18 protein-coding genes are annotated in these 24,843 nt (G+C 37.5%); 6 read left to right on the top strand and 12 right to left on the bottom strand.

The window, feature by feature from the left end; all coding sequences use genetic code 11:
* The first annotated feature begins 12 nt into the window (after positions 1 to 12).
* A complete protein-coding gene (gene apaG, locus AC04Q1_RS08745) occupies positions 13 to 399 on the top strand; it encodes a Co2+/Mg2+ efflux protein ApaG (protein WP_025141661.1) in 387 nt (128 codons plus the stop codon).
* A gap of 335 nt (positions 400 to 734) precedes the next feature.
* On the opposite strand, the gene AC04Q1_RS08750 is transcribed toward apaG, so the two are convergent.
* A complete protein-coding gene (locus tag AC04Q1_RS08750) occupies positions 735 to 1,430 on the bottom strand; it encodes a zinc metallopeptidase (RefSeq protein WP_478364093.1) in 696 nt (231 codons plus the stop codon).
* An 83-nt stretch (positions 1,431 to 1,513) separates the two neighbouring features.
* Here AC04Q1_RS08750 and AC04Q1_RS08755 point away from each other — a divergent pair, with 83 nt between their 5' ends.
* Positions 1,514 to 2,650 (top strand): NAD(P)/FAD-dependent oxidoreductase, encoded by a 1,137-nt coding sequence (locus AC04Q1_RS08755; protein ID WP_478363745.1) that lies wholly within the window; start codon positions 1,514 to 1,516, stop codon positions 2,648 to 2,650.
* Between the two features lie 18 nt (positions 2,651 to 2,668).
* Here the strand turns inward: AC04Q1_RS08755 and AC04Q1_RS08760 are convergent, their stop codons facing one another.
* Both AC04Q1_RS08760 and purU read right to left on the bottom strand, forming a co-directional pair.
* A complete protein-coding gene (locus AC04Q1_RS08760; protein WP_478363747.1) occupies positions 2,669 to 3,478 on the bottom strand; it encodes a hypothetical protein in 810 nt (269 codons plus the stop codon).
* 166 nt (positions 3,479 to 3,644) lie between these two features.
* A complete protein-coding gene (gene purU / locus AC04Q1_RS08765) occupies positions 3,645 to 4,484 on the bottom strand; it encodes a formyltetrahydrofolate deformylase (RefSeq protein ID WP_478363749.1) in 840 nt (279 codons plus the stop codon).
* Positions 4,485 to 4,602: 118 nt separating this feature from the next.
* Between purU and AC04Q1_RS08770 the strand changes: the two genes are divergently transcribed.
* Positions 4,603 to 5,988 (top strand): DNA recombination protein RmuC, encoded by a 1,386-nt coding sequence (locus AC04Q1_RS08770; RefSeq protein WP_478363750.1) that lies wholly within the window; start codon positions 4,603 to 4,605, stop codon positions 5,986 to 5,988.
* Positions 5,989 to 6,291: 303 nt separating this feature from the next.
* Here the strand turns inward: AC04Q1_RS08770 and AC04Q1_RS08775 are convergent, their stop codons facing one another.
* From AC04Q1_RS08775 to nadA, 4 genes are all read right to left on the bottom strand, one after another.
* Positions 6,292 to 6,744, bottom strand: a complete 453-nt coding sequence (locus AC04Q1_RS08775) for a hypothetical protein (protein WP_478363752.1) — start codon at positions 6,742 to 6,744, stop codon at positions 6,292 to 6,294.
* The gene (gene thiL / locus AC04Q1_RS08780) at positions 6,745 to 7,785 is read right to left on the bottom strand and encodes a thiamine-phosphate kinase (RefSeq protein WP_478363754.1); all 1,041 of its coding nucleotides are present in this window, start codon (positions 7,783 to 7,785) and stop codon (positions 6,745 to 6,747) included.
* A 94-nt stretch (positions 7,786 to 7,879) separates the two neighbouring features.
* Complete coding sequence (locus AC04Q1_RS08785; protein ID WP_478363756.1) at positions 7,880 to 9,106, bottom strand: dicarboxylate/amino acid:cation symporter; 1,227 nt, start codon at positions 9,104 to 9,106, stop codon at positions 7,880 to 7,882.
* Between the two features lie 68 nt (positions 9,107 to 9,174).
* Complete coding sequence (nadA, locus tag AC04Q1_RS08790; RefSeq protein WP_478363758.1) at positions 9,175 to 10,227, bottom strand: quinolinate synthase NadA; 1,053 nt, start codon at positions 10,225 to 10,227, stop codon at positions 9,175 to 9,177.
* Positions 10,228 to 10,622: 395 nt separating this feature from the next.
* On the opposite strand from nadA, the gene nadB reads away from it, so the two are divergent.
* Complete coding sequence (gene nadB, locus AC04Q1_RS08795) at positions 10,623 to 12,209, top strand: L-aspartate oxidase (RefSeq protein WP_478363760.1); 1,587 nt, start codon at positions 10,623 to 10,625, stop codon at positions 12,207 to 12,209.
* A 68-nt stretch (positions 12,210 to 12,277) separates the two neighbouring features.
* Positions 12,278 to 12,790 carry a gamma carbonic anhydrase family protein gene (locus AC04Q1_RS08800; protein ID WP_478363762.1) on the top strand — a complete coding sequence of 171 codons (513 nt, stop codon included), beginning with the start codon at positions 12,278 to 12,280 and terminating at the stop codon, positions 12,788 to 12,790.
* Positions 12,791 to 12,820: 30 nt separating this feature from the next.
* Here AC04Q1_RS08800 and AC04Q1_RS08805 read toward each other — a convergent pair whose 3' ends face one another.
* The 5 genes from AC04Q1_RS08805 to AC04Q1_RS08825 all read right to left on the bottom strand — a co-directional run bounded on the left by AC04Q1_RS08805 (position 12,821) and on the right by AC04Q1_RS08825 (position 22,999).
* Positions 12,821 to 14,467: an Ig-like domain-containing protein gene (locus tag AC04Q1_RS08805; protein ID WP_478363764.1), complete on the bottom strand. Its 1,647-nt coding sequence runs from the start codon at positions 14,465 to 14,467 to the stop codon at positions 12,821 to 12,823.
* A 121-nt stretch (positions 14,468 to 14,588) separates the two neighbouring features.
* Positions 14,589 to 16,451 carry a tRNA uridine-5-carboxymethylaminomethyl(34) synthesis enzyme MnmG gene (gene mnmG, locus AC04Q1_RS08810; protein ID WP_478363766.1) on the bottom strand — a complete coding sequence of 621 codons (1,863 nt, stop codon included), beginning with the start codon at positions 16,449 to 16,451 and terminating at the stop codon, positions 14,589 to 14,591.
* 214 nt (positions 16,452 to 16,665) lie between these two features.
* Entirely contained in the window at positions 16,666 to 18,528 is a 1,863-nt protein-coding gene (locus tag AC04Q1_RS08815) for an ABC-F family ATP-binding cassette domain-containing protein (protein WP_478363768.1), read from the bottom strand.
* Positions 18,529 to 19,093: 565 nt separating this feature from the next.
* On the bottom strand, positions 19,094 to 19,531 hold the full coding sequence (ybeY, locus tag AC04Q1_RS08820; protein ID WP_478363770.1) for an rRNA maturation RNase YbeY: 438 nt from the start codon (positions 19,529 to 19,531) through the stop codon (positions 19,094 to 19,096).
* A gap of 150 nt (positions 19,532 to 19,681) precedes the next feature.
* The gene (locus AC04Q1_RS08825; RefSeq protein WP_478363772.1) at positions 19,682 to 22,999 is read right to left on the bottom strand and encodes a DUF4175 family protein; all 3,318 of its coding nucleotides are present in this window, start codon (positions 22,997 to 22,999) and stop codon (positions 19,682 to 19,684) included.
* A 256-nt stretch (positions 23,000 to 23,255) separates the two neighbouring features.
* Between AC04Q1_RS08825 and AC04Q1_RS08830 the strand changes: the two genes are divergently transcribed.
* Positions 23,256 to 24,761 carry a glycerophosphodiester phosphodiesterase family protein gene (locus tag AC04Q1_RS08830; RefSeq protein WP_478363774.1) on the top strand — a complete coding sequence of 502 codons (1,506 nt, stop codon included), beginning with the start codon at positions 23,256 to 23,258 and terminating at the stop codon, positions 24,759 to 24,761.
* Positions 24,762 to 24,843 lie beyond the last annotated feature (82 nt).

Consider the following 24,843-nt stretch of genomic DNA (forward strand, 5'->3'; position numbering starts at 1 on the left):
TCGTAAATCATCATGGTTACAGCTATTACAGACGGGGTTAAAGTTTCGGTAGAGACCGTTTACCAGCCGGAATACTCAAATCCGGCCAACGAACATTTTATGTTCGCTTATCGCGTAGAAATTTCTAACCTTTCTGATTATGCTGTACAGTTAATGCGCCGTCAATGGTTAATTTTCGATTCGAACAGCAGCCGCAGAGAGGTTGAAGGAGAAGGCGTAGTCGGCTTACAACCCATAATCCAGCCCGGCGAAACACATGTGTATGTTTCGGGATGTAACCTCAAAACCGATATGGGTAGCATGAAAGGCACCTATTTGATGAAACGTGATATTGACGGTTCAGAATTCGATGTCGATATTCCCGAATTTCAATTGGTAGCACCTTATAAATTGAATTAATTTTTAATTCATCTACAAATCGTCATTTCGACTGTAGCGCTCCAAAGGAGATCCTTTGGAGGAGAAATCTATTAAATTCCATTCGATTATTTACAATCCAAATCGTATAACTAACCCTGCCACCTAAAGCCGATCGAAGCGGTTCCGATTCTTTACCAATCAACCGGCACCGAAATAGCATCGGAAATAACAGAGAGCGGGGCTGGAGGTTGCCCGTTTACCACAAAAATTGCTTTCCAAAAACCTGTCAGTTATTATTTAAATTAAAGCCTTACATACCAAAAACGGCCAGGATTTAACTCCTGGCCGCCCTGTGTTTTCAAAATTAAATATCTTCAGTCTCTGCTTCTTCCAAAAAGCATCGACGCATAATAGAGTAAATTAGCTAAAGCACCTATAGCTGCAACTACATAAGTCATGGCTGCCCACCAAAGCGCATCCTTAGCCTGTGCATTTTCCTCTTGTGTTTGCATTACGCCATTATTATTCTTTAACCAGGCTAATGCGCGGTTACTGGCATCAAATTCAACAGGCAGGGTAATCACACTAAATATCGTTACCAATGCCAAACCTACCACACCTATGGCCAAAACAATCGGGTTACCGGTAAAACCGATTAACAATACGCCAATTAATAAAACCCACTGTAAAAGATTAGATGAAATACTCACTACCGGAACCATACTGCTTCTCAATTGCAGCCAGTTATAAGATTTGGCCTGTTGTACGGCGTGCCCACATTCGTGCGCTGCTACTGCCGCTGCAGCTACGCTCCGGCTGTAGTATACATCTGTACTTAAATTAACGGTTTTATCTGATGGATTGTAATGATCTGTTAATTGCCCTTCGGTACTCATCACCTTCACGTCGTATATCCCATTATCATGTAGCATTCTTTCTGCTACCTCTTTGCCCGATAAACCAGAGCTTAGCTGCATTTCGGCATACTTAGAAAACTTATTTCTAAATCGCCATTGTACAAACATGCTCAGCAATAATACCGGGATGATTAATATTAAATAAACTCCCATTTTCTTCTGTATGTTTTTCATGCAGTTTATATCAAAAAGCGTTCCCATATTATTTGAGTATTAAAAAACAGTACATTTATACTATGCCAAACGAGTTTTCATACTGGGAAAAAGAATCCTTTTTTAATTTCGATGTCATTATTATCGGTAGCGGCATTGTAGGTTTAAATGCCGCAATCCACCTCAAAAATTCTGCTCCATCTCTAAAAATAGCGATACTCGAAAGCGGCTTTTTACCAACAGGTGCAAGCACTAAAAACGCAGGTTTTGCATGTTTCGGTAGCATTTCAGAGCTTATCGAGCAAGAAGAAGCAGCCGGGTTAGACCGTCTGGTCCACATCATAGAAAGACGATGGAAAGGTTTGCTCAAACTGCGCAATTTATTGGGCGATAACACTATTGATTACCAATGTTTAGGCGGTTATGAATTATTTAAAAAGGATGACATATTTCTCGCAAGCACATGTGTATCCAAAATTGAACATTATAACTGTCTTGTTAACGATATTGTTGGTACGAAGGCTTTCAGACAGAACGATAAAAAAATCAATTCGTTTGGTTTAAAGGGTGTGTCAACCCTGATCGAAAACCGGTACGAAGCACAGATCGATAGTGGCAAAATGATGTTTGCCCTAATTCAATATGCACAACAACTGGGTATTTATATTTTTAATAGCGCTAAGGTAAATACAGTTCAGCAAGAAGCAGAAGATTTAGCGTTGACAACCGAACATGGAAATTTTAGGTGTAACCGTTTAATTGTAACCACCAATGCATTTATAAAGAATTTATTACCTGATGCCGACATTGTTCCCGGCCGTGGGCAGGTGTTGATTACCAAACCGATAAAAGACCTAAAAATTTCAGGCACTTTTCATTACGATAAAGGTTATTACTATTTCAGAAATATAAACAATAGAGTTTTATTGGGTGGGGGCCGGAATATCGATTTTAAAGCCGAAGAAACTACCGTTTTTGGTGAAACCGAAAAGGTTCAGACCGCACTCGAAAGCTTACTCAGCAATGTAATCCTACCTGAAGTGAATTATGAGATTGATTACCGCTGGAGTGGCATCATGGCCTTTGGAAAAATACTCGAACCACTTATTGAAGAAGTTAAGCCCAATATCTTCTGTGCTACAAGATGTAATGGGATGGGTATTGCAATCGGTTCGCAAACGGGTGAAGATGTGGCAAATCTTCTCCTAAATACATTATAAGTACAATTTAATGAATAATTACTTTTTAAGCATAGCCTGCATTTTTTCTATTTTCCCCATATAGTTATTATCCTTAACTATCCATCTTTTCACCTCATTGCTCCAAATGTTAAACTTTTTTATATCAGATCTGATGTAATATTGGTAAGCTATGTTATAAGCCATATCGGCTTTAGCGGGCTCATCCTCACAATACCTTATGGCATCAATATAGATAAGCTCAGCAGCCTTCATTTTATTGGCCTGTACCAGCCAAAAAATTTCCTGTTTATAACTATCGGTATAATTTCCATTAAAGGCTTTTATTCTGCGTATTTTTTGGGGGCTGGAGACCGTTTCAGTAATAAAATCTGATCCATCAAAACGAAAATGAGTATAAGTACCAGTTGCTAAGTCCTCATACTGTCCCGCCAATTTATTCATCTTCCATTTTTTATAAGTTTGTACCAGTTTAGTATAACGGTCTCTGCTATTCCTTTTTCCAATATATTCCAGTTCCTTTGGCGATTCTTCTACTTTAAGCTCAACCAATCTTTTAGCTGGAATAAGTGAAACTTTCATCTCAGTCGGTTCAATTCTACTTTTTACTTCAGTGATCAGTTTTGGTAGATAAACATCATTTTCGACCGTAAAAGAACCTTTCAAATTTAGGGTAAGTCCTGCAGAATTATCCAGGTATACATAACCAAAAGCGTATTGTTTACCATCATCGAGTGATATTGCGATCCATTTATTTTCACAATCAATAAAGCGTTTTTCGAAATTTAGCCCATTTTGGGCTTTAGCGATAAAGGCGCATAGCAATGGTAAGATGAGTAAATATTTCATTATCAATTCATTTGTGTGTATATAAATATAAAAATTTATTTAAATACAAAAAATACCTACGATAGAAAAGATGCCAAAAAAATCTGATCGTAATCAGATCAGCAGAACGTATAGCAACAATAAAATTTAGGGGTTTTTCGCCTAAGCCTACAAGCCTACCGCATATCTACTTAAACACAACCGTTTTATTCCCACTCACAAAAACGCGGTCTTCAAAAATAAGTTCCAGGGCTTCTAATAATACCTTTTTTTCAATTTCTTTCCCCGCCCGAACCATTTCCTTTACCCCAAAATTATGATCAACGTGATTGGTATGCTGGGTAATAATCGGACCTTCATCCAGGTTATCGGTTACAAAATGGGCAGTAGCCCCAATAATTTTTACGCCACGCTCAAAAGCTTGCCGATAAGGATTTGCACCGATAAAAGCAGGCAAAAAGGAGTGATGGATATTAATAATTTTCCCTCCATAATCTTTTACAAAATCAGCCGAAAGAATCCGCATAAATTTAGCCAGCACCAAATAATCTACCTCAAACCGATTGATAATCTCTTTTATCTCGGCTTCGAATTCGCTTTTATCTTTATTGCTATGATCGACATAAAAATAAGGAATACCCAATTTTTCGGTAAAATCCCTTAAAGTTTCATAATTGCCAATTACACATTTAACCTTGGCTCCTAAAGTTTTGAACTGGTTTTTGATCAGTATTTCTGCTAAACAATGATACTCTTTGGTGACCAGAACGGCAATCTGTTTCTCCTGTTCTGTAATTAAATTTACTTCTGCAGCATTTGGAAGGTTTTCTAAAAGTTTTTCCTTTAATTTTTCTGCATCCTCCAGGTTTCCCGTACAGGCAATCCGTGTAAAAAAGGCTCTATTGGCCTCGTCAACAAACTCGCGCATGGCAATAATATTAAGTTGATGTGCGGCAAGCACCCGCGTGATATTCGTCACTAAACCAACTTGATCGGTACAGGATATGAGGACTGTTAATGCGTTCATTTATAAAATGCTAATGACCAATTATAAAAAATATTTTCCGTTATACCTCCATTGAGTTTACTAAAATTTTTTGGTATATCTATTTTAATTTTCCATTTTTGCTAAAATTTTTATCATTATGGAGATTGCAGGCATAGCTTTACTAATTGTTATTTTAATTGTTTTGATCCTTTTATTTTTGAAGAAACCACAGGCTGCGCTTCCTATCATATCGGTAGAGGATTTCGAAAAAATAAAAAACGAAAATGAAACCTTGAAAATCAGTCTGGCCAAAGCTGATGAACGTGTTTCTAACCTCTCCATTGAAAAAGAACACATTACCGTCTTGCTAAAACAGGAACAACAACGTTTGATTGAAGAGCTACAGGCCGAACGCGACCGCCTTGCAGATGCAAACCGCGAATTGGAAAGCACCAGATCATTCTACATGGCCGAAAAAGAAAAACTGGCCGAACAAAAGTTAAGTTATGAGCAATCGCAACAAAAACTTAACAAAGATTTCGAATTGATCGCCAATAAAATCCTGGAAGAAAAATCCACTAAATTTATTGAGCAGAACCGGACTAACCTGGATATTATTTTAAATCCGCTGAAAGAAAATATCAAAGCTTTTGAAGAGAAGGTAGAAAAAGTTTATAAAGCAGAATCAGACGAAAGGAATATTTTAAAAGGGGTTATCTCAGAATTACAGATTCAAAGCAAACTCATTCAGGAGGATGCCAATAATTTAACCAAAGCTTTAAAGGGCGACAGTAAAAAACAGGGGAACTGGGGGGAGGTAATCCTGGAAAAAGTTTTGGAACGTTCAGGCCTCTTGCGCGATCAGGAATACCGCATTCAAGCCTCGCATACCTCCGCCGAAGGCGGTCGATACCAGCCCGATGTGGTGATCGACCTTCCGGATGATAAACATCTTATCGTTGATGCTAAGGTATCGCTGGTGGCTTACGAGCGTTCTGTGTCAGCCGACACTGAAGAAGAGCGTGAAGGCTATGTAAAACAGCACCTGGCCTCCATTAAGAATCATATCCAGGAATTATCTTCTAAAAACTATCAGGACCTATATAAAATAAATTCTCCTGATTTTGTCTTGCTGTTCGTTCCGATCGAATCTTCTTTCAGTATCGCGGTTCAAAAAGACGCCGAACTCTTCAATTTTGCCTGGGACAGAAGGGTAGTCATCGTAAGTCCATCTACCTTACTGGCTACTTTACGCACCATAGCCAGCATGTGGAAACAGGAGCGACAAAACCGTAATGTAATGGAAATTGCCCGTTTAAGTGGCAGTATGTATGATAAGTTTGTGGGTTTTGTTGCTGACATGGAAAATATCGGCAAACACATTAAAAACGGACAGGACGCTTATGATAAAGCAATCAATAAATTATCGGTAGGCTCAGGAAATTTAACCAATACTTCAGAAAAGATTAAAAAATTAGGTGCAAAGGCAACTAAACAGATTGACACGAAATATTTAGATGGAAATGAGCCTTTGGATTTATAATTACTAAATTAAAGAGCAAATCCCCGCGATTTTGATAAAAAAATAATATCTGAAATGGATTAGGAAAAACCTATAAAATTAGTGATTTTTTCTGACACACCTAGGACGATTTTTTTATTTTTATGCTTTTCAGTGAATAGAATAGTTATTTTGATGACTTTCGGATACTGATTTCTAAAAATGAAAAAGTCATTCTTACTAAAAAAAATTATATTTCTTAGCAAGAACAACAACAAACCTAAAATTGTCATCTCCTGAAAGGCAGTGGAATGAAGAGATCTAAATAGATTTCTCCATTTCGTTTTACTCCATCCGAAATGATAATGAATTCTTTATTAATTGATAAATAATTGCAAAAAGCAAAACAAACATGCTTGCAATCCATAAGTAATAACCGGAACAGAAAGAGATAATTTTTCCTGTCGAACCACTTTCAGAAATCAATATTTCTTTCCAACGGGAAAAAGAAATGGCTAATATATTTGCTATGATAATAAAGAAAATGGAGATTCTTTTATTCTTAAATGATAAAAACAATGCTATGAAATATAAAGGATTGGCTAGCCAAACTAAAAATTCCATTGTACCCCCACCAGCTATGGCTATCCCACCGATTATAAAATAAAGAAAGGATTGGTCAGATTGTAAAACGCTACCAGTTTCTAAAACTAAAGCCGGCCTCGTTAATGATAAAATAAAAAGACCAAGACTAAGGTAAATTATTGGTCTCTTTATTTTATAACTAAATATTTTCATCTACTTATTAAAAGCATTCCAGCCCTGGGCCTTCAGTTCGTGTACATTTTCAGATTTAGAAACCATTTTACAGCCTGAATTTTTATCGGTAACATGGCCGATCACCGTGATATCTACATCATGTTTCAGTTTTTTATAATCTTCCTGACTGATCGTAAACAACAGTTCATAATCTTCACCACCACTTAAAGCACAAACTGTTGGGTCTAAACCCAACTCACGCGCAGTTTCATAAGTCATTGGATCCAAAGGAATTTTCTCTTCATAAATGGTTATTCCTTTATCGGATTGTTCTGCCAAATGCAAAATTTCAGAAGCCAAACCATCCGAAACGTCAATCATTGAAGTGGGTTTTATACCGAGATCATCCAAAAGTGCCACAATATCCATTCGTGCCTCAGGTTTCAATTGCCTTTCGATGATATAATCCTTCCCTTCCAAATCTGGCTGGATCTGTGGATTTTCGAGATAGATTAATTTCTCTCTTTCCAATATCTGCAAGCCTAAATAAGCACCGCCCAAATCACCGGAAACACAGAGTAAATCGTGTTCCTGAGCACCATTTCTGTACACCACTTTATCGGCATCGGCATAACCTATACTGGTGATACTGATCACCAAACCTTGCTTACTCGATGAAGTATCGCCACCAATTAAATCAATGTTGTATTTATTGCAGGCCAGTTCAATCCCTTTATAAATTTCTTCAACAGCCTCTAATGGAAATTTACTCGACAAACCCAGCGAAACTGTAATCTGACTTGCCTTTCCATTCATGGCATAAATATCACTCAGGTTTACCTGTACCGCTTTGTAACCCAAGTGCATTAAAGGCACATAAGCCAAATCGAAATGGATCCCTTCCAACAATAAATCGGTAGAAATTAAGGTCTGTTTTCCTTTTGCGTCCAATACTGCAGCATCATCTCCAACACCTTTTACCGAATAATCGTTTTTAATTTTGAAATTAGTAGTCAGGTGTTTAATTAACCCAAATTCGCCTAATTCATTAATATCTGTGCGTTCTTTATTTTCAAACATAAATTATATTTACAATTATCGTCATGCTGAAATTGTTTCAGCATCTTAACATAAATAAGACCCTGAAGCAATTTTTCAGGGTGACGGATTTACTTTATTTATTATCTATCCAGTTTTTACCCTCGGTAAATCTGGCAATTAGCATGGCCGCAACATTATCCCCGGTAGCATTTAACAAAGTAGCCATCGGGTCTACAAGCGTACCGATAATCATGGCGGGAGGTAAAGCTTCGGGCGGTAACTGGTAAGCTGAAATCATTAATAACTCGCCAATATAACCGCCATTTGGTATTCCTCCTTCTACTATGCTTACCAAAACCGTAATACCCAACGCCAAAATAATGGTATCGACGTGAACTAAATCCTTACCAAAAATGGCAAAAACAACCGCAATTTTAATGATGGAACTAATGCTCGAACCGTCCTTATGCAAGGTTGAACCTAAAGGAATCGTTACGTTGGTAATATAAGCCGGTACACCCATTTTCGTGGCACCATCCAAATTTGCCGGAATAGTGGCAATACTGCTACAGGTTCCGATAGACGTTAAAGAGGGTACGATGTTATTTTTCCAAAATACTTTTATTGCTTTAAATCCACCTGCTATGAAAGCATATAACGTAAAAAAAACAATAAAATAAAATGCCCCGACGCCATAATACAAACCCAAAGCCTTAGCATAAGTACCAAAAAGCTGTGGACCAAAAACCCCAACCTGATAGGCAAAATAGGCGCCTAAACCAATCGGGCCCAGTTTCATAATCAAAATGATGAGTTTTTTCATCACCTCATTGCCCGAAATGAGGAATTTTTTAAAACCTTCACCCTCTTGTCCAGAATAAAGCGTTGAAAAGCCAACCAATACTGAAAAAATAATCAGTGCCAGCATATTTTTTCTGCTTCCGATTTCAAAAAATTCTCCTACGGTTAAAAGCTGGGTCATTTGCTCACCAAACGACTGTATTTTTTCGGGTTCGGTTGGCAAAGGTGTATTCCCCAATTGTTGATGGATCGGAAAAATCCAGGTAGCCACCAAGGTTAAAATAGCAGAAATTAATACAGTTGCCAGAAAAACCAAAACCATCACAGTCAATAATCTGCCCAGTTTTTTTGTCCGGTCGATATTGGCTATTGCGGATGAAACCGCAAAAAATACCAAGGGTATAACAGCTGTAAACAACAAATTTAAAAATATATCACCTAAGGGTTTTATACTTTCAACATTTTTCCCAAAAATTAAACCCACAATGCTCCCAACAGTTATACCTGCCAAAAGCCATAATAAGCCAGCGTAATTTTTAAGAATGTTGTTTTTTTCCATAATTTAAATTTAGACTTCCTAAGTTTTGCCAGCCTTGAGGCATTGTCAAACTTCGGAAGTGAGGCGGCTTACAAACCCAATTCTGCAGAAATATCCAGCATGCGCTGGATCGGTTTTCGGGCCAGCTCAATAATATGTTCAGGTACAGTTACTTCAGGCAAACCATTTTTAATACATAAATATAGTTTTTCTAAAGTATTTCTTTTCATATACGGACAGTCGTTACAGGCACAGCTGTTGTTTGGTGGCGCCGGAATAAATGTTTTGGTCGGGTTTGCCTTCTCCATCTGGTGGATTATGCCACTTTCGGTAGCCACAATAAATTCCGTAGCTGGATTGGTAATGGTATACTTTAGTAATCCAGTTGTAGAACCAATATAATCAGCCATTTTTAAAACCACTTCCTCACATTCGGGGTGCGCAATAAACTTAGCATTCGGATGGCGTTCTTTCAGTTTTGTAATTTTCTCCTGTGAAAAAATTTCGTGAACCATACAGGCACCATTCCACAGTACCAAATCCCGTCCGGTTTTTTTGGCCACATAAGCACCTAAATTGCGATCGGGGCCAAATATTATTTTTTGGTCTTTAGGTAAACTCTCTACAATTTGAACCGCATTGGTGCTCGTACAAACAATATCACTTAAAGCTTTTAATTCGGCCGTGCAGTTTACGTATGTGATGACCAGGTGATCTGGATATTTTTCCTTAAACTTTCTAAATAAATGCGGTGGGCAACTGTCTGCCAATGAGCAGCCTGCCTTTACATCTGGCAACAATACCGTTTTATTCGGCGATAAAATCTTTGCCGTTTCGGCCATAAAATGCACACCGGCAAACACAATTACATCAGCATCTGTTTTTGCAGCCTCCTGCGACAGGCCTAAACTATCGCCAATATAATCCGCAATATCCTGAATGTCAGGTTCTTGGTAATAATGTGCAAGGATAATGGCATTCTTTTCCTTTTTCAATTTCTCGATCTCAGCGAAAAGGTCGAGAGTCGGATCAATTTCCTCTTCTGCGAAACCTTTTTTGTTGATTTCTTCTAAGACATCTATGTTCATTTTTAAATTTTCCTTTTTTGAATTTTGACGTTGGTCAAAGATAAAGCTTTCCACGTCTCAATAATTAATAAGTTATTTTAAATAAATAAATCTTGTTTGTTTATTAGTGTGTTAATATTGTTGGCAAGTTTAGAAAATTCTTTCTTTTATATAAGTTGTTAATCGTTTACTAACATTTAGATTACATTTCTCTAATATCATAAGTTTGATTTTCAGCACTATCGAAAAACCGTTCAATTTTTATCAATACTGGAATGTTAATTGTTTATAAGTGGGTAAAAAGTTAATTACTTGTATAAAGCTGGTTATAAATTGCGCAAAAGATTGTGGCAAATTGTGTTTTTAGAGTAGCTTTAAACATTCAAATTTATTTGTTAGGATAATTTAGACACGGAGTTAACAATTATCAACTAGTTGTTAACATCGTGGATAATTAAATGTTTTTATTAATGAGAAAAGTAGATTTTCTGGTAATTGGTTCAGGTATAGCGGGTTTGAGTTTCGCTCTTAAAGCTGCAAAGTTTGGTAAGGTTTTAATTGTAACGAAGTCGAACGAAGATGAATCGAACACAAAATACGCCCAGGGCGGAGTTGCTGTAGTTGTGGATAAAGGTGATTCTTTCGAGAAACATATAGATGATACCTTGATTGCAGGTGATGGATTATGTGATGAAAAAATTGTGGAAATCGTTGTAAAAGAGGGACCTCAGCGCATTCAGGAGATCATCGACTATGGTATAAACTTCGATAAAGATAATTCTGGCTTCTATGATTTGGCCAAGGAGGGTGGACACTCCGAACATCGTGTTTTACACTATAAAGACATCACCGGATATGAGATAGAAAGGGTTTTGCTGAATGAAATACATGAGAATAACAACATAGAGATATTAACACATTACTTTGCACTGGAGTTAATTACCCAGCATCACCTTGGTGAGTTTGTGGATAAACGTACCGAAGATATTAACTGTTATGGTATATATGCCTTTAACACAGAGCTTAACGATGTGGAAAAGATTGTGGCAAATGTGACTGTAATGGCTTCGGGCGGTGCCGGACATGTGTATTCGGCTACAACAAATCCGGTTATTGCAACAGGTGATGGAATGGCAATGGTTTATCGTGCAAAGGGAAAAGTAAGAAATATGGAATTTATCCAGTTCCATCCAACGGCTTTATACCATCCCGGAGAGTATCCTTCTTTCTTAATATCGGAAGCTGTTAGGGGTTTTGGAGGGGTATTGCGGCGCAAAAATGGCGAAGAATTTATGCAGGAATACGATGAGCGTAAATCGCTTGCTCCCCGTGATATTGTGGCCCGGGCTGTAGATAATGAAATGAAGAAATCCGGCGATGATTTTGTTTATCTGGATATTACCATGCGTAAGAAAGCTGATATACTGAAACACTTTCCTAATATATATGCAAAGTGTTTATCCATAGGGATAGATATGACGAAAGATTACATTCCGGTTACACCTGCGTCGCACTATATGTGTGGTGGCATATTGGTTGATGAGTACGGCCGTTCTTCTATTAAAAATCTATATGCCTGTGGCGAGTGTTCTTCAACGGGTTTGCATGGTGCTAACAGATTGGCATCCAACTCTTTACTGGAAGCTACTGTATTTGCCCACCGCATTTATCAGGATGCGATAGAGAACTTTAAAAATAATGTTATCCCAGAACATATTCCAGAGTGGGATTCGAAGGGTGTTACCCAAAGCAATGAAGATGTGTTGGTAACACATAATCTGAGGGAATTGCAAAAAATTATGGGTGATTATGTAGGTATCGTTCGTTCCGATTTCCGATTGGAAAGAGCGCATAGACGTTTATTTTTAATTTATCAGGAAACGGAAGAATTTTATAAAAAGAATAAAGTTTCGGTTAAACTTTGCGAATTACGAAATGTGATACAAACCGCTTATCTCGTCATTAAATCTGCCATGCAAAGAAAAGAGAGCAGAGGCTTACATTTTACTACCGACTACCCCGAGCATGCTAAAGAATTAGTAGATACTGTTTTTTAACCCCTAAATCCCCTGAAAGGGACTTTAATGTATTAACCGTTATCCATCAACCACATTATATTTTAAAAATGCCTTTAATACTGCCCGTAAAAGATAAATATCCTCAAATTGGAGCTGATCCTTTTATTGCTGAAAATGCCACCATTGTTGGCGATGTTGTAATTGGTGACAGATGTTCGGTATGGTTTAATGCCGTCATTAGAGGTGATGTTAATGCCATTACGATAGGAAATGAGTCGAACATTCAAGATGGTGCTGTAATTCATGCTACCTACTTAAAAGCGTCAACCCACATTGGTAACCGCGTATCTGTAGGGCACAATGCTATCGTACACGGTTGTACCGTTCAGGATCATGTGTTAATCGGTATGGGGGCTATTGTAATGGATCATGCTGTGATAGAAGAATATTGTATTATAGCTGCTGGTTCAGTAGTATTGGAAAATACCATTTGCGAAACCGGCCATTTGTATGCTGGTACACCTGCTAAAAAAATAAAGCCCATTACTGACGAGCAAAGGGCTTTATTGAATAAATTACCTGATAATTATATCATGTATTCGGGCTGGTTTACGCCCTAGCCCTCTATTTGGGGAATTAGGTGCCATGTATTAATCCGTTTTAGGAGGGGGAGGTATCGCTAAAGGATCTTCCCTTTCCCAATTGGGTTTTAGATCCATTAAGGCTTTTAAATACCATACTTTTTCGGGTTGGTACCCACCTTTTACACTTCCTGTATCCCAGACTCCATTTTTATTGTCATCATAAACTACCCTGAGCATATATTTGCCTGCAGGGTATTTAGAAAACATAATTTTACCATTTTTACTGATGGGAAATGATTTTATAATATCCTTTTTTTCGCTCAGAAACTGTACCACATAACTTTTGGCTGTATCAGGCACAGTTACATTTAAAATCAGTGTAGTATAAGCATCCTGGTTCTCTAAAGTGAAGCGTTTGGGTATGTCTTTATTTTTTGCATTAAAAATAGCTGTAAATGCGCCTGCACCTAGTTTTATATCATAGTTTCTTTTGTTCTTCCAGGGATATTTGATATAATACTTAAGAAAATCTACACTATCCTTTACCAGTTCAAAGTTTGTACGCTTAACAGAATCTTCTAAAAATGTAATTTTAGTTGCATCTGCAGCTGTTATTGGGAAGGAGAAGGTTAAGGTGAGCTGTTGGAAAGGATTGAGTTTCCCTCCAGATAGGTTATCCGCAATGGTAACATCGCGTGTATAAGTATCTTTTTTACCACGGGTAAAGTTTAGGGTTTGCAAAAGTTTTCCCTCATCCTGAATGGCCACTTTAACCGAATCGAAACTTAAATCCTTCAGCCAAACTTTAGCAGTATCGTTGTTTTTGGTAAAATGCACATACTTACCTACATCAGCTGCCGGAGGATCTGTAATAGTTATTTTAGGGCTTTTAAGCTGCTGATTAACGAAAATAGATATACTACCATCATTGTTTAGTTTTCGGTCTAATACGCGGAATTCTGGTGCCACTTCCTTAAATATCTGAAGATTGATGTTCTCCAGGTTTTTATCAATAACAATAGGTTCCTTTATAAATCCAATTTCATCCGAAATCTGCTGATAGATTTTATCACCGCCACCACTGCTTTCCTTTATAGCATATACTTTGTAGGTTCCTTTTCTTAAGTTGTTCAGTTTATAGGTTCCGGCACTATCGGTGGTGGTATATATCGACGGGCGTTTCTTTCCAAAAATAGTATCCCTTTCCAGGGGTAGAATAAATACGGTAACTTCTTTTTCTGGTTCATCGCTTAAAGAGTTGATCACTTTACCACTTATGGATAAGGAATCAATTTCTGGTCCGGTAGAAAAAACGTATGATAAATTTTTAACTACATTTCCTTCATTTACATCGGCTATTGCTTTTCCAAAGTTTAAAGTATAAGTGGTATTTTTTTCCAAAGAATCCTGAAGTGCTATTTCTAATCTTTTTTGCCGCTTCTTTAAAACCGGAAGTTTTTCCTGGTCGGGTGAAATCGAAAATTCTTTGAACTCATCCTTAATATTAAAATATTCATCAAACTCGATGATGATTTTTTTCGCATTAAAATTCCTCGTCTGATCTTTTGGCGTCATGCTTAAAACTTTTGGTGGCTTGGTATCTTTTGGTCCACCTTGCGGTGTCTGAATACTGGCACACCCAAAAAATAGGAGTAAGGCTGTTATAGCTACTAAATTTTTAAGGTTAAAATACTGAGCTTTTAAATTTGGCATATTTTAAACGTTCTGACGAATTTTTATACTTTTTGGAACCATAACATTAAAAAATCTTTTCTTTAGCTTATATCGCTTTATTTTAAGTCTGATTTTAAAAAGTTAAAGTATTGATTATCAATTACTTATTAACGTAAACCATTAAAACCGATATATCTGATGGCGAAACACCCGAAATCCTTGATGCCTGACCTAAAGTACGCGGTTTTATCTTAAATAATTTTTCCCGCGCCTCTTTTGAAATGGAAACTATTTTATTGTAATCGAAATCTGGCTTAATTTCTTTGTCTTCCATTTTCAGCATCTTGGCTACAATTTCATTTTCCTTCTCAAAATAGCTTTCATATTTAATTTTAATTTCTGCCTGCTCTATAGTTTCGTTGTCTAAATCTTTAGTCGCTGCAGCAAGTGCTTTACTCACTTTAATTAAATCAGGTAAACCCACATGAGGCCTTCCAACCAAACTGTGGATTTTAACATTTTGATTTAGAGGGCTTGATCCTAAACTTTCGAGCATTGGATTGGCGTCGCTCATTTCGATCCCCTGGTTTTTGGTGAACTTTACCAAAGCATCAGCCTTTGCAATTTTTTGATTTACTTTTTCCAAACGTTCATCAGAAATTAAACCCAAGTCATGACCGATAGGAGAGAGGCGGATATCAGCATTATCTTGTCTCAATAACAAACGGTGCTCAGCTCTCGAAGTAAACATGCGGTAAGGTTCTTCCGTTCCTTTGGTAACCAGGTCATCAATTAAAACACCAATATAACTGTCAGATCTTTTCATGATCAGTTCGTGTTTATCTGCAATTTTTTGATGTGCATTTATACCGGCCATGAAACCCTGGCATGCTGCCTCCTCGTAACCTGTAGTTCCATTGATCTGTCCGGCAAGAAATAAATTGCTGATTAATTTGGTTTCTAGTGTTAGCGACAATTGGGTAGGTGGGAAGAAATCATACTCGATAGCATAACCTGGTCTGAACATTTTTGCCTGTTCGAAACCTGGGATTAATCTTAAGGCTTTAAATTGTACATCTTCGGGAAGAGAGGTTGAAAAACCATTTACATAAATTTCGCAGGTGTTCCAGCCTTCTGGTTCAACAAAAATCTGGTGTCTGTCGCGTTCGGCAAACCGGTTGATTTTATCTTCAATAGATGGGCAATACCTCGGGCCTAAACCTTTAATACGGCCGGTGAACATTGGTGATTTTTCAAAGCCTTCTTTTAAAGTTTCATGAACATCACCATTGGTATAGGTGATCCAGCAACAGCGCTGATCTTTTGAAACTTCAGTATCAGTATACGAGAATTTACCTGGATTTTCATCACCCCATTGCTCCTCCATTTTTGTATAATCTAAACTTCTTCCATCTACGCGTGGGGGAGTACCTGTTTTCATTCGGCCAGCTTCCATACCCAGTTCTACCAGTTGTTCGGTAATGCCTGTTGAAGCTCTTTCTGCTGTTCGGCCTCCACCAAATTTCTTTTCGCCGATATGCATTACGCCGTTAAGGAAAGTGCCATTGGTAAGGACTACCGCAGTACTTTCGATCTCTATACCTAGAGATGTTTTAACCCCATATACCGTATTGTCTTTTACCAATAAACCAACAACGCTATCTTGCCACATATCCAGATTAGGCGTTCTTTCCAAAGCTAATCTCCATTCCTCAGCAAAGCGCATCCTGTCTATTTGTGCCCTTGGACTCCACATGGCAGGACCTTTAGATTTGTTGAGCATTCTAAATTGGATGGTTGATTTATCTGATATAATACCAGAATATCCACCCATTGCATCAACTTCACGAACGATCTGGCCTTTAGCTACACCACCCATTGCAGGATTGCAACTCATCTGGGCAATGGTACCCATATTCATGGTTATTAATAAAACAGATGATCCTAAATTAGCGGCAGCAGCAGCAGCTTCACAGCCTGCATGACCAGCACCAACAACAATCAAATCGTATTTTGAAAACATCTTTAATGTATTATTTTTTTAATTGTTCCACGTGGAACAATTTGTTATTAATTATTTTAACTTAATGCTAAAATAAATTCAGCAGGTTATATTAATGCTTCACATGAAACATATATCAATATTTCATCTAACAAAATTGAAATAAATTCAGTATGATGATGGAGGATGTTCCACGTGAAACATAACGCGAAAAATCTTCTTCAATTGCATTCATTTACTCTGAAAGTTCTAACCAACGCATGGTGTATTTATCAAGCTTTGCTTGAAGTGTTTCAATTTCATTGGATATTTCCTGTATCTTCATATAGTCACTCGCATCCGTTTTAAGTAAACGCTCACCCAATGATGCAATTTTATCTTCTGTTTCTGCTATGCCTTTTTCGCTATCTTCTAATTCTTTTTGCTCTTTGAAACTTAACTTTTTGATTGTTTTAACCGGAGCTTGTTCAACTATGGGGGCAGGGGCTTTCTTGGTTTCAACTTTAGCCTTTGGTTGCTCTAAGCTTAAACGGTACTCGGAATAGTTACCATTGTAAATTTTGACAACACCTCCGCCCTCCATAATAAATAGCTGATCGCTCATTTTATCAAGTAGATATCTATCGTGAGATACCAACATTAATATACCGGGAAAATTTTCTAAAAATTCTTCCAATACATTTAAAGTATCGATATCCAGATCGTTTGTCGGCTCATCCAAAATCAAAAAGTTTGGATTTTGCATCAATACCTTCATCAGGTTTAATCGTTTCTTTTCACCGCCACTTAATTTCTCTACCATGCCGTGTTGTTTTTTTGGCGGGAAGAGAAATAAGGTTAATAGGGCAGAGGCAGTAATCACTGAGCCGTCTGCCATCTTAATATATTCGGCATCAGATTTTACAATATCAATTACTCTTTCCTTTGGATCGAAGGTTAAACCACCCTGTTTATAATAACCAAAAACAGTTGTATCACCGGTATCAACTTTACCACTATCGGGTTTCAACTGGCTGGTAATGATATTTAATAATGTTGATTTTCCCGTACCATTTTTACCAGCTAAACCAATCCGGTCTCCTTTCTTAAAGGTATAACTGAAATCATTAATGATTGCCCGGCCATCAAATGCTTTTGCAATGTGTTCTACTTCAATAATCTTCCCACCCTGGCGCGACATCTTCATTTGAAGGTTAATAGTCTGGTTATCAGCCTTTTTCTTCGATTTTTCTTCTAAATCGTAAAAAGCATTGATCCTGGCGTTAGATTTCGTTCCACGGGCCTGCGGCATGCGCCTCATCCACTCCAATTCTTTCTTTAATAGCTGTTGGTTCTTATGTAAAACGGTTGCGTCTAAAGCCTCTCTTTCGCTTTTCTTTTCTAAGAAATAAGCATAGTTTCCATTGTAATTAAATATTTTTCCTCGATCTAACTCTACAATAGTATTGCAAACATTATCTAAAAAGTACCTGTCGTGGGTAACCAGCAAGATTGTTTTTTGTCCGGTAGTTAATAACTTCTCCAGCCACTCAATGGTATCAATATCCAAATGGTTGGTTGGCTCATCAAGCACCAAAATCTCAGGATCCTCAATTAAAAGTTTAGCTAGCGCCAAACGTTTCTTTTGACCACCCGATAGAGTTGAAATTTTCTGTTGAAGATGCGTAATTCCCATTCTGTTTAAAATGGTTTTAATCTCATGCTCATATTCCCATGCGTTATGTTCACTCAATTCTTCGTATAAACGGTTAAGTGTTTTTTCATCAGGGTTAGGATCTTCAATTAATTCTTCATATTCCTTAATCAACTGCTGTTGTTTATTCTCCAGGGAGAATATATGGTCGCTAATCGAAAAACCTTCAGTAAACTGTGGTTCCTGATCGAGAAAACCAATTTTAACAGCTTTGTTTTTTACAATTTTACCTTCAAGCGGAGGGAACCTTTCTGCCAATAATTTTAAAAGTGTACTCTTACCTGCACCATTAATGCCAACCAACGCCACGCGCTGACCAGAGTTAATCCCTAAGGTTAAATTTTTAAATAGCCATTCGTCATGATAACCATGACCTAAGCCTTCTGCCGCAATTAGTGTGCTCAATTTTTTTGTATTTCGGATTTATAAAGGAAAATTAGTGCAAAAGTAAGTATAAAATATTTGGAACGGCATAATCAAATTGTAAAGGGCTTCTGTATCAGCTAAAAATGGCAGAATATTGATGTTTTGGTTCGTTTGTCAGTAGTTAATGAACCATTAGTTAAATTGTTCTAAAAAGAAAACAGCGGCTGGAATCGCTCCGCCGCTGTCTCAATCATTAACTAAAACTAAACTTTATCTTGAATGATGATAGGGTACGAGGTCCCGATCATCAGCTTTATGTCTTTTATTATTGTTTTTAATATAAGACTGCAATAGGCAAGAAATGTTGCATAGCTTTTTGGCTAATTATACGAGTGGAGATTAATTGTCGACGAACGCACTTAACTTTTAGACGAACGGGAGTAAAAGGTTATATCTTCATTTCAAGTAATAGCTTTGCGCCAATAGCGGGAAAAGCTGCTAAATCAGTAAATTTATTATTAAATAAATGAAGAAAAACTTATGGCTAGCATAAGAAGGTTAATCTATAACGTTGTATAAATGTGGTGGAAGGTTGGCGTAAGATTTAAATTAAGCCTAAATCTGCTCTGTAACTTAAATACTCATCTTCTTTTTGAGTCATAAGGGTTTTGGCCGCCTTTCCTTTATCTTTATAACCAAGTAGGTGTAAAGTGCCATGGATCATAATGCGGCAAACTTCATCAAACTCCAGCGTTTTGAAGGTTTTGGCATTTTCTTTTACCCGTTCAATGCTGATGAAAATATCACTGACGATCTGTTTTTCCTCATCAGAATTATCAAAAGTAATGATATCCGTATAGGTATCGTGGTTTAAGTACTGTTGGTTAATGCCCAACAGATACTCGTCGTTGCAGAAAATGAAATTGAGCTCCTGCAGTTGAAAACCTTCTTTTTCGATAGCCGCCTTAAGCCATTTTTTGACCTTAAGTTTTTGAGGAAGGTTATAGCTAACGGATTCAGTAAAAAAAGATATTGCAGGCATGTTATGGAGTTTATGGCTGCAAATTTAAGAAATATAATTTCTTCTTATTTATAAGTGTTGTCATTTCGAACGGAGTTGCAATGAAGTTGAGAAATCAATTTAGATAGATCTCTCCATTTCACTGCCTTTCAGTCGAGATGACGATTTGGTCTATTGGCTTATATTCAAAGATTTCAAATATTCCGCAATTTTGTTTTTATAGTAATAGTTTAAACTAGGGGGTAGCTTCTGCAACATATCATTGCCGTTTTGTTGCTGTTTTTTAAACTGATCGAGCATTTTTTGGTAGGATGGTGGAAATTCCTTAGCTGCTTTACTTTCGCGTTTAGCATCTTCTTCCTGATCGCGTTCTGCTTTTTCTGCTTCTAACAATTTGGTTAGCAGATCTTTTTGACGGTTTAAGGTTTCCTGTTGTAAACGTTTATTTACCAGATCACTTTCCGTCTGTTTCATTTCTTTAATAGCCTCGTTTAGGTTACCCATTTTGCTTGTGCCATCTTTATTTTCTTCCCGGTTAATCTTTTCTAAAGCCTGGCGGATCATTTGTTGCTGTTGCGCCATCTTACCGAACTCCTGGCTCATCTGGCCTTTACCAACTGTACCTTGGTTGCCCCCTTGCTTCTGCATCTGTTCGCGGGCCTTTTGCATACTCTTATTCAGCTGATCCTGCATTTGCGAAAGCTGTTTCATGCCCTGCTTTTGCTTTTTGCCGCTACCACCTTTGCCGTTTTTCTGCATGTTTTGCAACTGACTTAGGGCTTCGCTCAGCATCAGGGTGAGGTTGTTGATAGAGGTCATGGTAAATTGCTGGAAACGGTTGGCTTCGGGGGTTCTTCTGTCGCCCAAACTCTCTAAACTTTTATCGAGGTTGAAATTGATCTTATTCATTTCCTCGTTCACCGTTGATTCTATTTGTGGAACCCGTTTGCTTAAGCTATACAAGCTATCAGCAATGGTTTTCAGGTTATCTTTAATGCTACGCTGTTTCTGCACGTTACTGGTATAAGAAGGATCTGCTGCCGTCATTTTTTTTAAGGCAAGCATTACTTTTTCCTGATCGAAAGAGGTAGTCAGCAAGTTTTCCAACAGGCGGCGCAACTCTTTGGCATTGAGGTTATTTTCCATTTCTTCGCCCTGTTGTTGCATATCGCTCATTTTTTTTGACAGTTTTTCCATCTGCTCAGCTGCTTTCTGCTGTTTCTGGCTTGCGCTTTTCGAGTTTTTTTTATCTAAGGCATCTTTACTGTCCTGTTGCTCTTTTTGTATATCCTGAACATCTTTTTCAGGGTTTTCGAAAGGATTTGGCCTTTCCAGTGTTTTGTTTTTATCTTCCAGCTTTTTCAGATCGTCTTTCAGGTCTTTCATCTCCTTGTTCAAAGCATCCTGTTTTTGCTTTAACGATTCATTATCCTGTTTTTTATCTTTTGTTTGCTCAGCCAGTTCTTTTTGTTCTTTAGCGAGTTCATTCAGCCGATCGATATCGGTTTGAAGGTTTTGCTCAAATTCTAACTGTTTATAAAGTTCTAAAATCCTATCGAGTTCATTTTTAAGGGTTTTATTGTCCAATTGCATTTTAGAAAGCTCGTTCTGCGTTTGGTCCTTATTTTTCTCATTCATCAGGTTTTGCAATTTTTGCAAAAGTTCTTTGGTCTTTTCGTCGAGCACATTATCAAAAAGATCTTTGATCTGCTTCTGTTTTTCTAAGAGTTCTTCAGTTTGTTTTTGGTCTTCCTGTTGCTGAATATTTTTCTCGTTCTGCTCTTTAATTTCTTTTACGGCCTCATCAAGCTGCTTTTGTTTATCTAAGAGAGATTCAATCTGTTTTTTATCTTCGAAAGAGATCTGTTTTTTATCGATGAGGCTTTCGGCTACCTTTTTACTTTCTTTTTCGATGGTATTGGCTAAACGGATAGCCGATTGCATTTTCTGTTTCAAAGCCTGGTTGCTTGCATTTACCTGTTCAGCTGTTTCCTTTTTGGTAGGTTGTTTAAAGGTTTTAATTTCCGATCGGGTAACTTTTGCCCCGTTAACACCATCATTATCGGCCACTTCGAAATAATATTCAATTTCCTGACCGGGCTTAGCTGTAGCTGTTTTTAAATCCCAGAAGTAAAAGAAGGTATTTTCTGTCACATTGCTTTTAATGGGAATGTTTTTGGTAAATGCGCTAACTATCCGGTTATTTTCTTTAATGTTATATTTAAAACTTAAGCGGCTAAAGCCATAATCATCAGTCACCTGTCCGCTAAAATACAAAGCCTTATTACTTACCGAATCTGGTTTTTCTTCAACAGAAATACCCGGAGATTGATCTTTAACTACGGTAATCTGGTGCGACAAGGAATCTCTTAGCGTAACATATTCATTTTTAGGGGTAATGCTGTATTTCGAGTTGTTCTTAATAGTCGCATGGAAAGCCGATGCATTATCCTCCACTTTTAAAACGTTTTCGGTGCCGTTTAAAATAAATAAAAGCGAATTGCTCTGACCGGTTTTAAAGTTCCAGGTTACTTCGGTGCCTTCGGGTAGGAGCATATCGCCAACGTTGGCAACCAATTCCTGTTTTTTGCCTAAATAAGCCGGATAATTTAGTGTGGCGGTTGCATTTAGCAATTCGGGGCGGGGTTTAACGGTAAGCGTAAATACCGCTGAGCTGAAGCCACCGCCTTTGAAAACCAGCTTTTTGTCGCTCTGTATATTTTTGATATGGTATTTAAACTTACTAATGTTCTCTTTTTCGAGTTTGTACGTATTTTTTCCGTCTTCTACATAAATTTCGGCCGGGAGCGCATCTCCTGATAATTTGAGGTTCAGGGTTACATCATCACCCTGGGTAACCGTTAAACTTTTATTTAAAATGGCAAAGCTGAACGGCGCTTTGGGTGCAATATATTCGTCGTATTTAAAAAAACTGTTTGTGCCTTCGCGTAAAATGGCCGGCGCAATAATGGCAATGAGTAAAATGATCGAGAGCGGAACAAAAAGATACTTTAAATATTTGCGGTTATCATTAATGCTAACTGCGGTATAAAAGGGAACAGGTTTAAGCTCCAGTATTTTTTGATCGATGCTGGCAAGGATAAGGTGGTTGTTTTCGGGATGATTTTCGGATAAATGATGGAGTTGAAGTGTATTGAGCAATTTATCCTTAATATCTGAAAAGTGATTGCCGATGATAACTGATGCTTCGTCAAAGGTGAGGTGTTTGCCCAGTTTTAACATCGATAAAAGTGGCCTGATGATTAGAAAACCGACTAGTAATGCACCCACGAGTAAATAAGCAAAAAACAAAAAGGTTTTAAAAGCAGCACCCGGATTGAGATAATAGAGGCTTAAAAACACAAGGAGGTATAGCCCCAGAAGAATAGCGGCGGCATAAATACTGCCACGCAAAATTTTATTCAGGTAGAATTTGCGGATAAACTCATCTATCTTCCGAAGTAATTCACTGTAGTTATTGCTCACCATATCAACGTAAATGTAAAAATAGTTCTAATCAATTGAAAGAAACTATAGTAAGGTAACGTGTTTATTTCAGATAGTTTATTCTTCGCACGCCCTATTGTAAAAATAGAAATTATCAAATATGACTTAGTTACGGCTCATAAATGCATATTAATTTTAAAATCTATATCTTGTTTTTATTAATACAAAGGTTACATAGATTTTAAACGAGTATTCTGATAAAAATCTACTTTTGATTTTTTGTATAATCATGCCAAATATGAAACGATTACTTATTTCTACACTGATGTTGTTCATTTTTACCGCTTCATTTGCCCAAAAATTTAACTGGAACAAAAACCAGGTAATTGCACACCGTGGGGCCTGGAAGAAAAACAATTTTCCGCAAAACTCTATCGCTTCTTTAAATGAAGCCGTGAAACTTGGCTGTTATGGTTCAGAGTTCGATGTGTGGATGACGGCTGATGGTGTTTTGGTGATTAATCATGATCCTGAATTTCAGGGTTTGACTATTGAAAAAGTAAAGTATGCGGATCTGTTGACCAAAACCATGACCAATGGAGAGAAGATCCCAACATTAGAGGCCTATTTACTGGAAGGCAAAAAGCAGAAAACAACAAAGCTTATTTTAGAAATAAAACCGTCATTAATCAGTAAAGAACGCGGAATAGACGTAACCAATAAATGTGTCGAAATGGTTCAGAAACTAAAAGCCGTTGAATGGACAGAGTACATCAGTTTTGATTACGATTACTGTAAGCGTGTTTTGGAACTCCTGCCAAAGGCAAAAGTTGCGTATTTGAGGGGCGAGATCAGTGCCGAGCAAATGAAAGCAGATAAATTGACAGGAGCTGACTATCATTTTAGCGTGTATCAAAAAGACAACTGGATTGAAAATGCGCAAAAACTGGGCTTAACCGTAAATGCATGGACGGTAAATGCTGTGCCCGAAATGCAATGGCTTTTGGCACACAAGGTAGAATACATTACCACCAACGAGCCGGAATTGCTTTTTGAAGAAATCAAAAAAACACCTGTTGCACAGGGATGGAAGTTAAAGTGGGCTGATGAATTTGACGACAAGGGATTGCCGTTAACTAAAAACTGGGGCTATGATGTTGGCGGAAAAGGCTGGGGAAATAACGAACTGCAATATTATACCGATGCCGATAGCACAAATGCAGTTGTAAAAAAAGGAAATTTAAATATTATAGCTGTAAAAGCAGATAAAGAAAGTAACCATTACACATCTGCCAGACTGGTAACTAAAAACAAATTTGATTTTAAATATGGAAGGGTAGAAGTTCGTGCGATGTTGCCAAAAGGCAGGGGCTTATGGCCTGCCATTTGGGCCTTACCAACCGATTGGAAATATGGAGACTGGCCAAAAAGTGGTGAAATTGATATCATGGAGCATGTGGGTTACGACCCGGATAGTGTACATGGTACAGTGCATACCGAAAAATTTAACCATGTGATAAAAACACAGGTTGGGAAAGCTTTAAATGTTAATAATCCTTATAACGAATACCATGTGTATGCCATAGAATGGTTTGCCGATCGCATCGATTTCTTTATTGATGATCAAAAATACCTCAGCTTTAAAAATACCAAAAAAGGATTAGGCGACTGGCCGTTTGATCAGAACTTCCATATTATTCTAAATGTAGCCGTAGGCGGCAACTGGGGCGGAAAAAAAGGGGTGGATGATGCTATTTTCCCTGCAACAATGAAAGTTGATTATGTAAGGGTGTTTCAGAAGTAATGGTTTGTTCAATGGTTCAGGATTAAGGTTAATTTTTCAAATTGCTTAACTGAAAATCTATAATTACTGCAAACTGAAAATT

Source organism: Pedobacter humicola, from assembly GCF_056490705.1.

Bases quoted from the DNA above. Each gene is read 5' to 3' on its own strand.
- apaG (WP_025141661.1), top strand. From the start codon at position 13: ATGGTTACAGCTATTACAGACGGGGTTAAAGTTTCGGTAGAGACCGTT.
- AC04Q1_RS08750 (WP_478364093.1), bottom strand. From the start codon at position 1,430: ATGGGAGTTTATTTAATATTAATCATCCCGGTATTATTGCTGAGCATG.
- AC04Q1_RS08755 (WP_478363745.1), top strand. From the start codon at position 1,514: ATGCCAAACGAGTTTTCATACTGGGAAAAAGAATCCTTTTTTAATTTC.
- AC04Q1_RS08760 (WP_478363747.1), bottom strand. From the start codon at position 3,478: ATGAAATATTTACTCATCTTACCATTGCTATGCGCCTTTATCGCTAAA.
- purU (WP_478363749.1), bottom strand. From the start codon at position 4,484: ATGAACGCATTAACAGTCCTCATATCCTGTACCGATCAAGTTGGTTTA.
- AC04Q1_RS08770 (WP_478363750.1), top strand. From the start codon at position 4,603: ATGGAGATTGCAGGCATAGCTTTACTAATTGTTATTTTAATTGTTTTG.
- AC04Q1_RS08775 (WP_478363752.1), bottom strand. From the start codon at position 6,744: ATGAAAATATTTAGTTATAAAATAAAGAGACCAATAATTTACCTTAGT.
- thiL (WP_478363754.1), bottom strand. From the start codon at position 7,785: ATGTTTGAAAATAAAGAACGCACAGATATTAATGAATTAGGCGAATTT.
- AC04Q1_RS08785 (WP_478363756.1), bottom strand. From the start codon at position 9,106: ATGGAAAAAAACAACATTCTTAAAAATTACGCTGGCTTATTATGGCTT.
- nadB (WP_478363760.1), top strand. From the start codon at position 10,623: ATGAGAAAAGTAGATTTTCTGGTAATTGGTTCAGGTATAGCGGGTTTG.
- AC04Q1_RS08800 (WP_478363762.1), top strand. From the start codon at position 12,278: ATGCCTTTAATACTGCCCGTAAAAGATAAATATCCTCAAATTGGAGCT.
- AC04Q1_RS08805 (WP_478363764.1), bottom strand. From the start codon at position 14,467: ATGCCAAATTTAAAAGCTCAGTATTTTAACCTTAAAAATTTAGTAGCT.
- mnmG (WP_478363766.1), bottom strand. From the start codon at position 16,451: ATGTTTTCAAAATACGATTTGATTGTTGTTGGTGCTGGTCATGCAGGC.
- ybeY (WP_478363770.1), bottom strand. From the start codon at position 19,531: ATGCCTGCAATATCTTTTTTTACTGAATCCGTTAGCTATAACCTTCCT.
- AC04Q1_RS08825 (WP_478363772.1), bottom strand. From the start codon at position 22,999: ATGGTGAGCAATAACTACAGTGAATTACTTCGGAAGATAGATGAGTTT.
- AC04Q1_RS08830 (WP_478363774.1), top strand. From the start codon at position 23,256: ATGAAACGATTACTTATTTCTACACTGATGTTGTTCATTTTTACCGCT.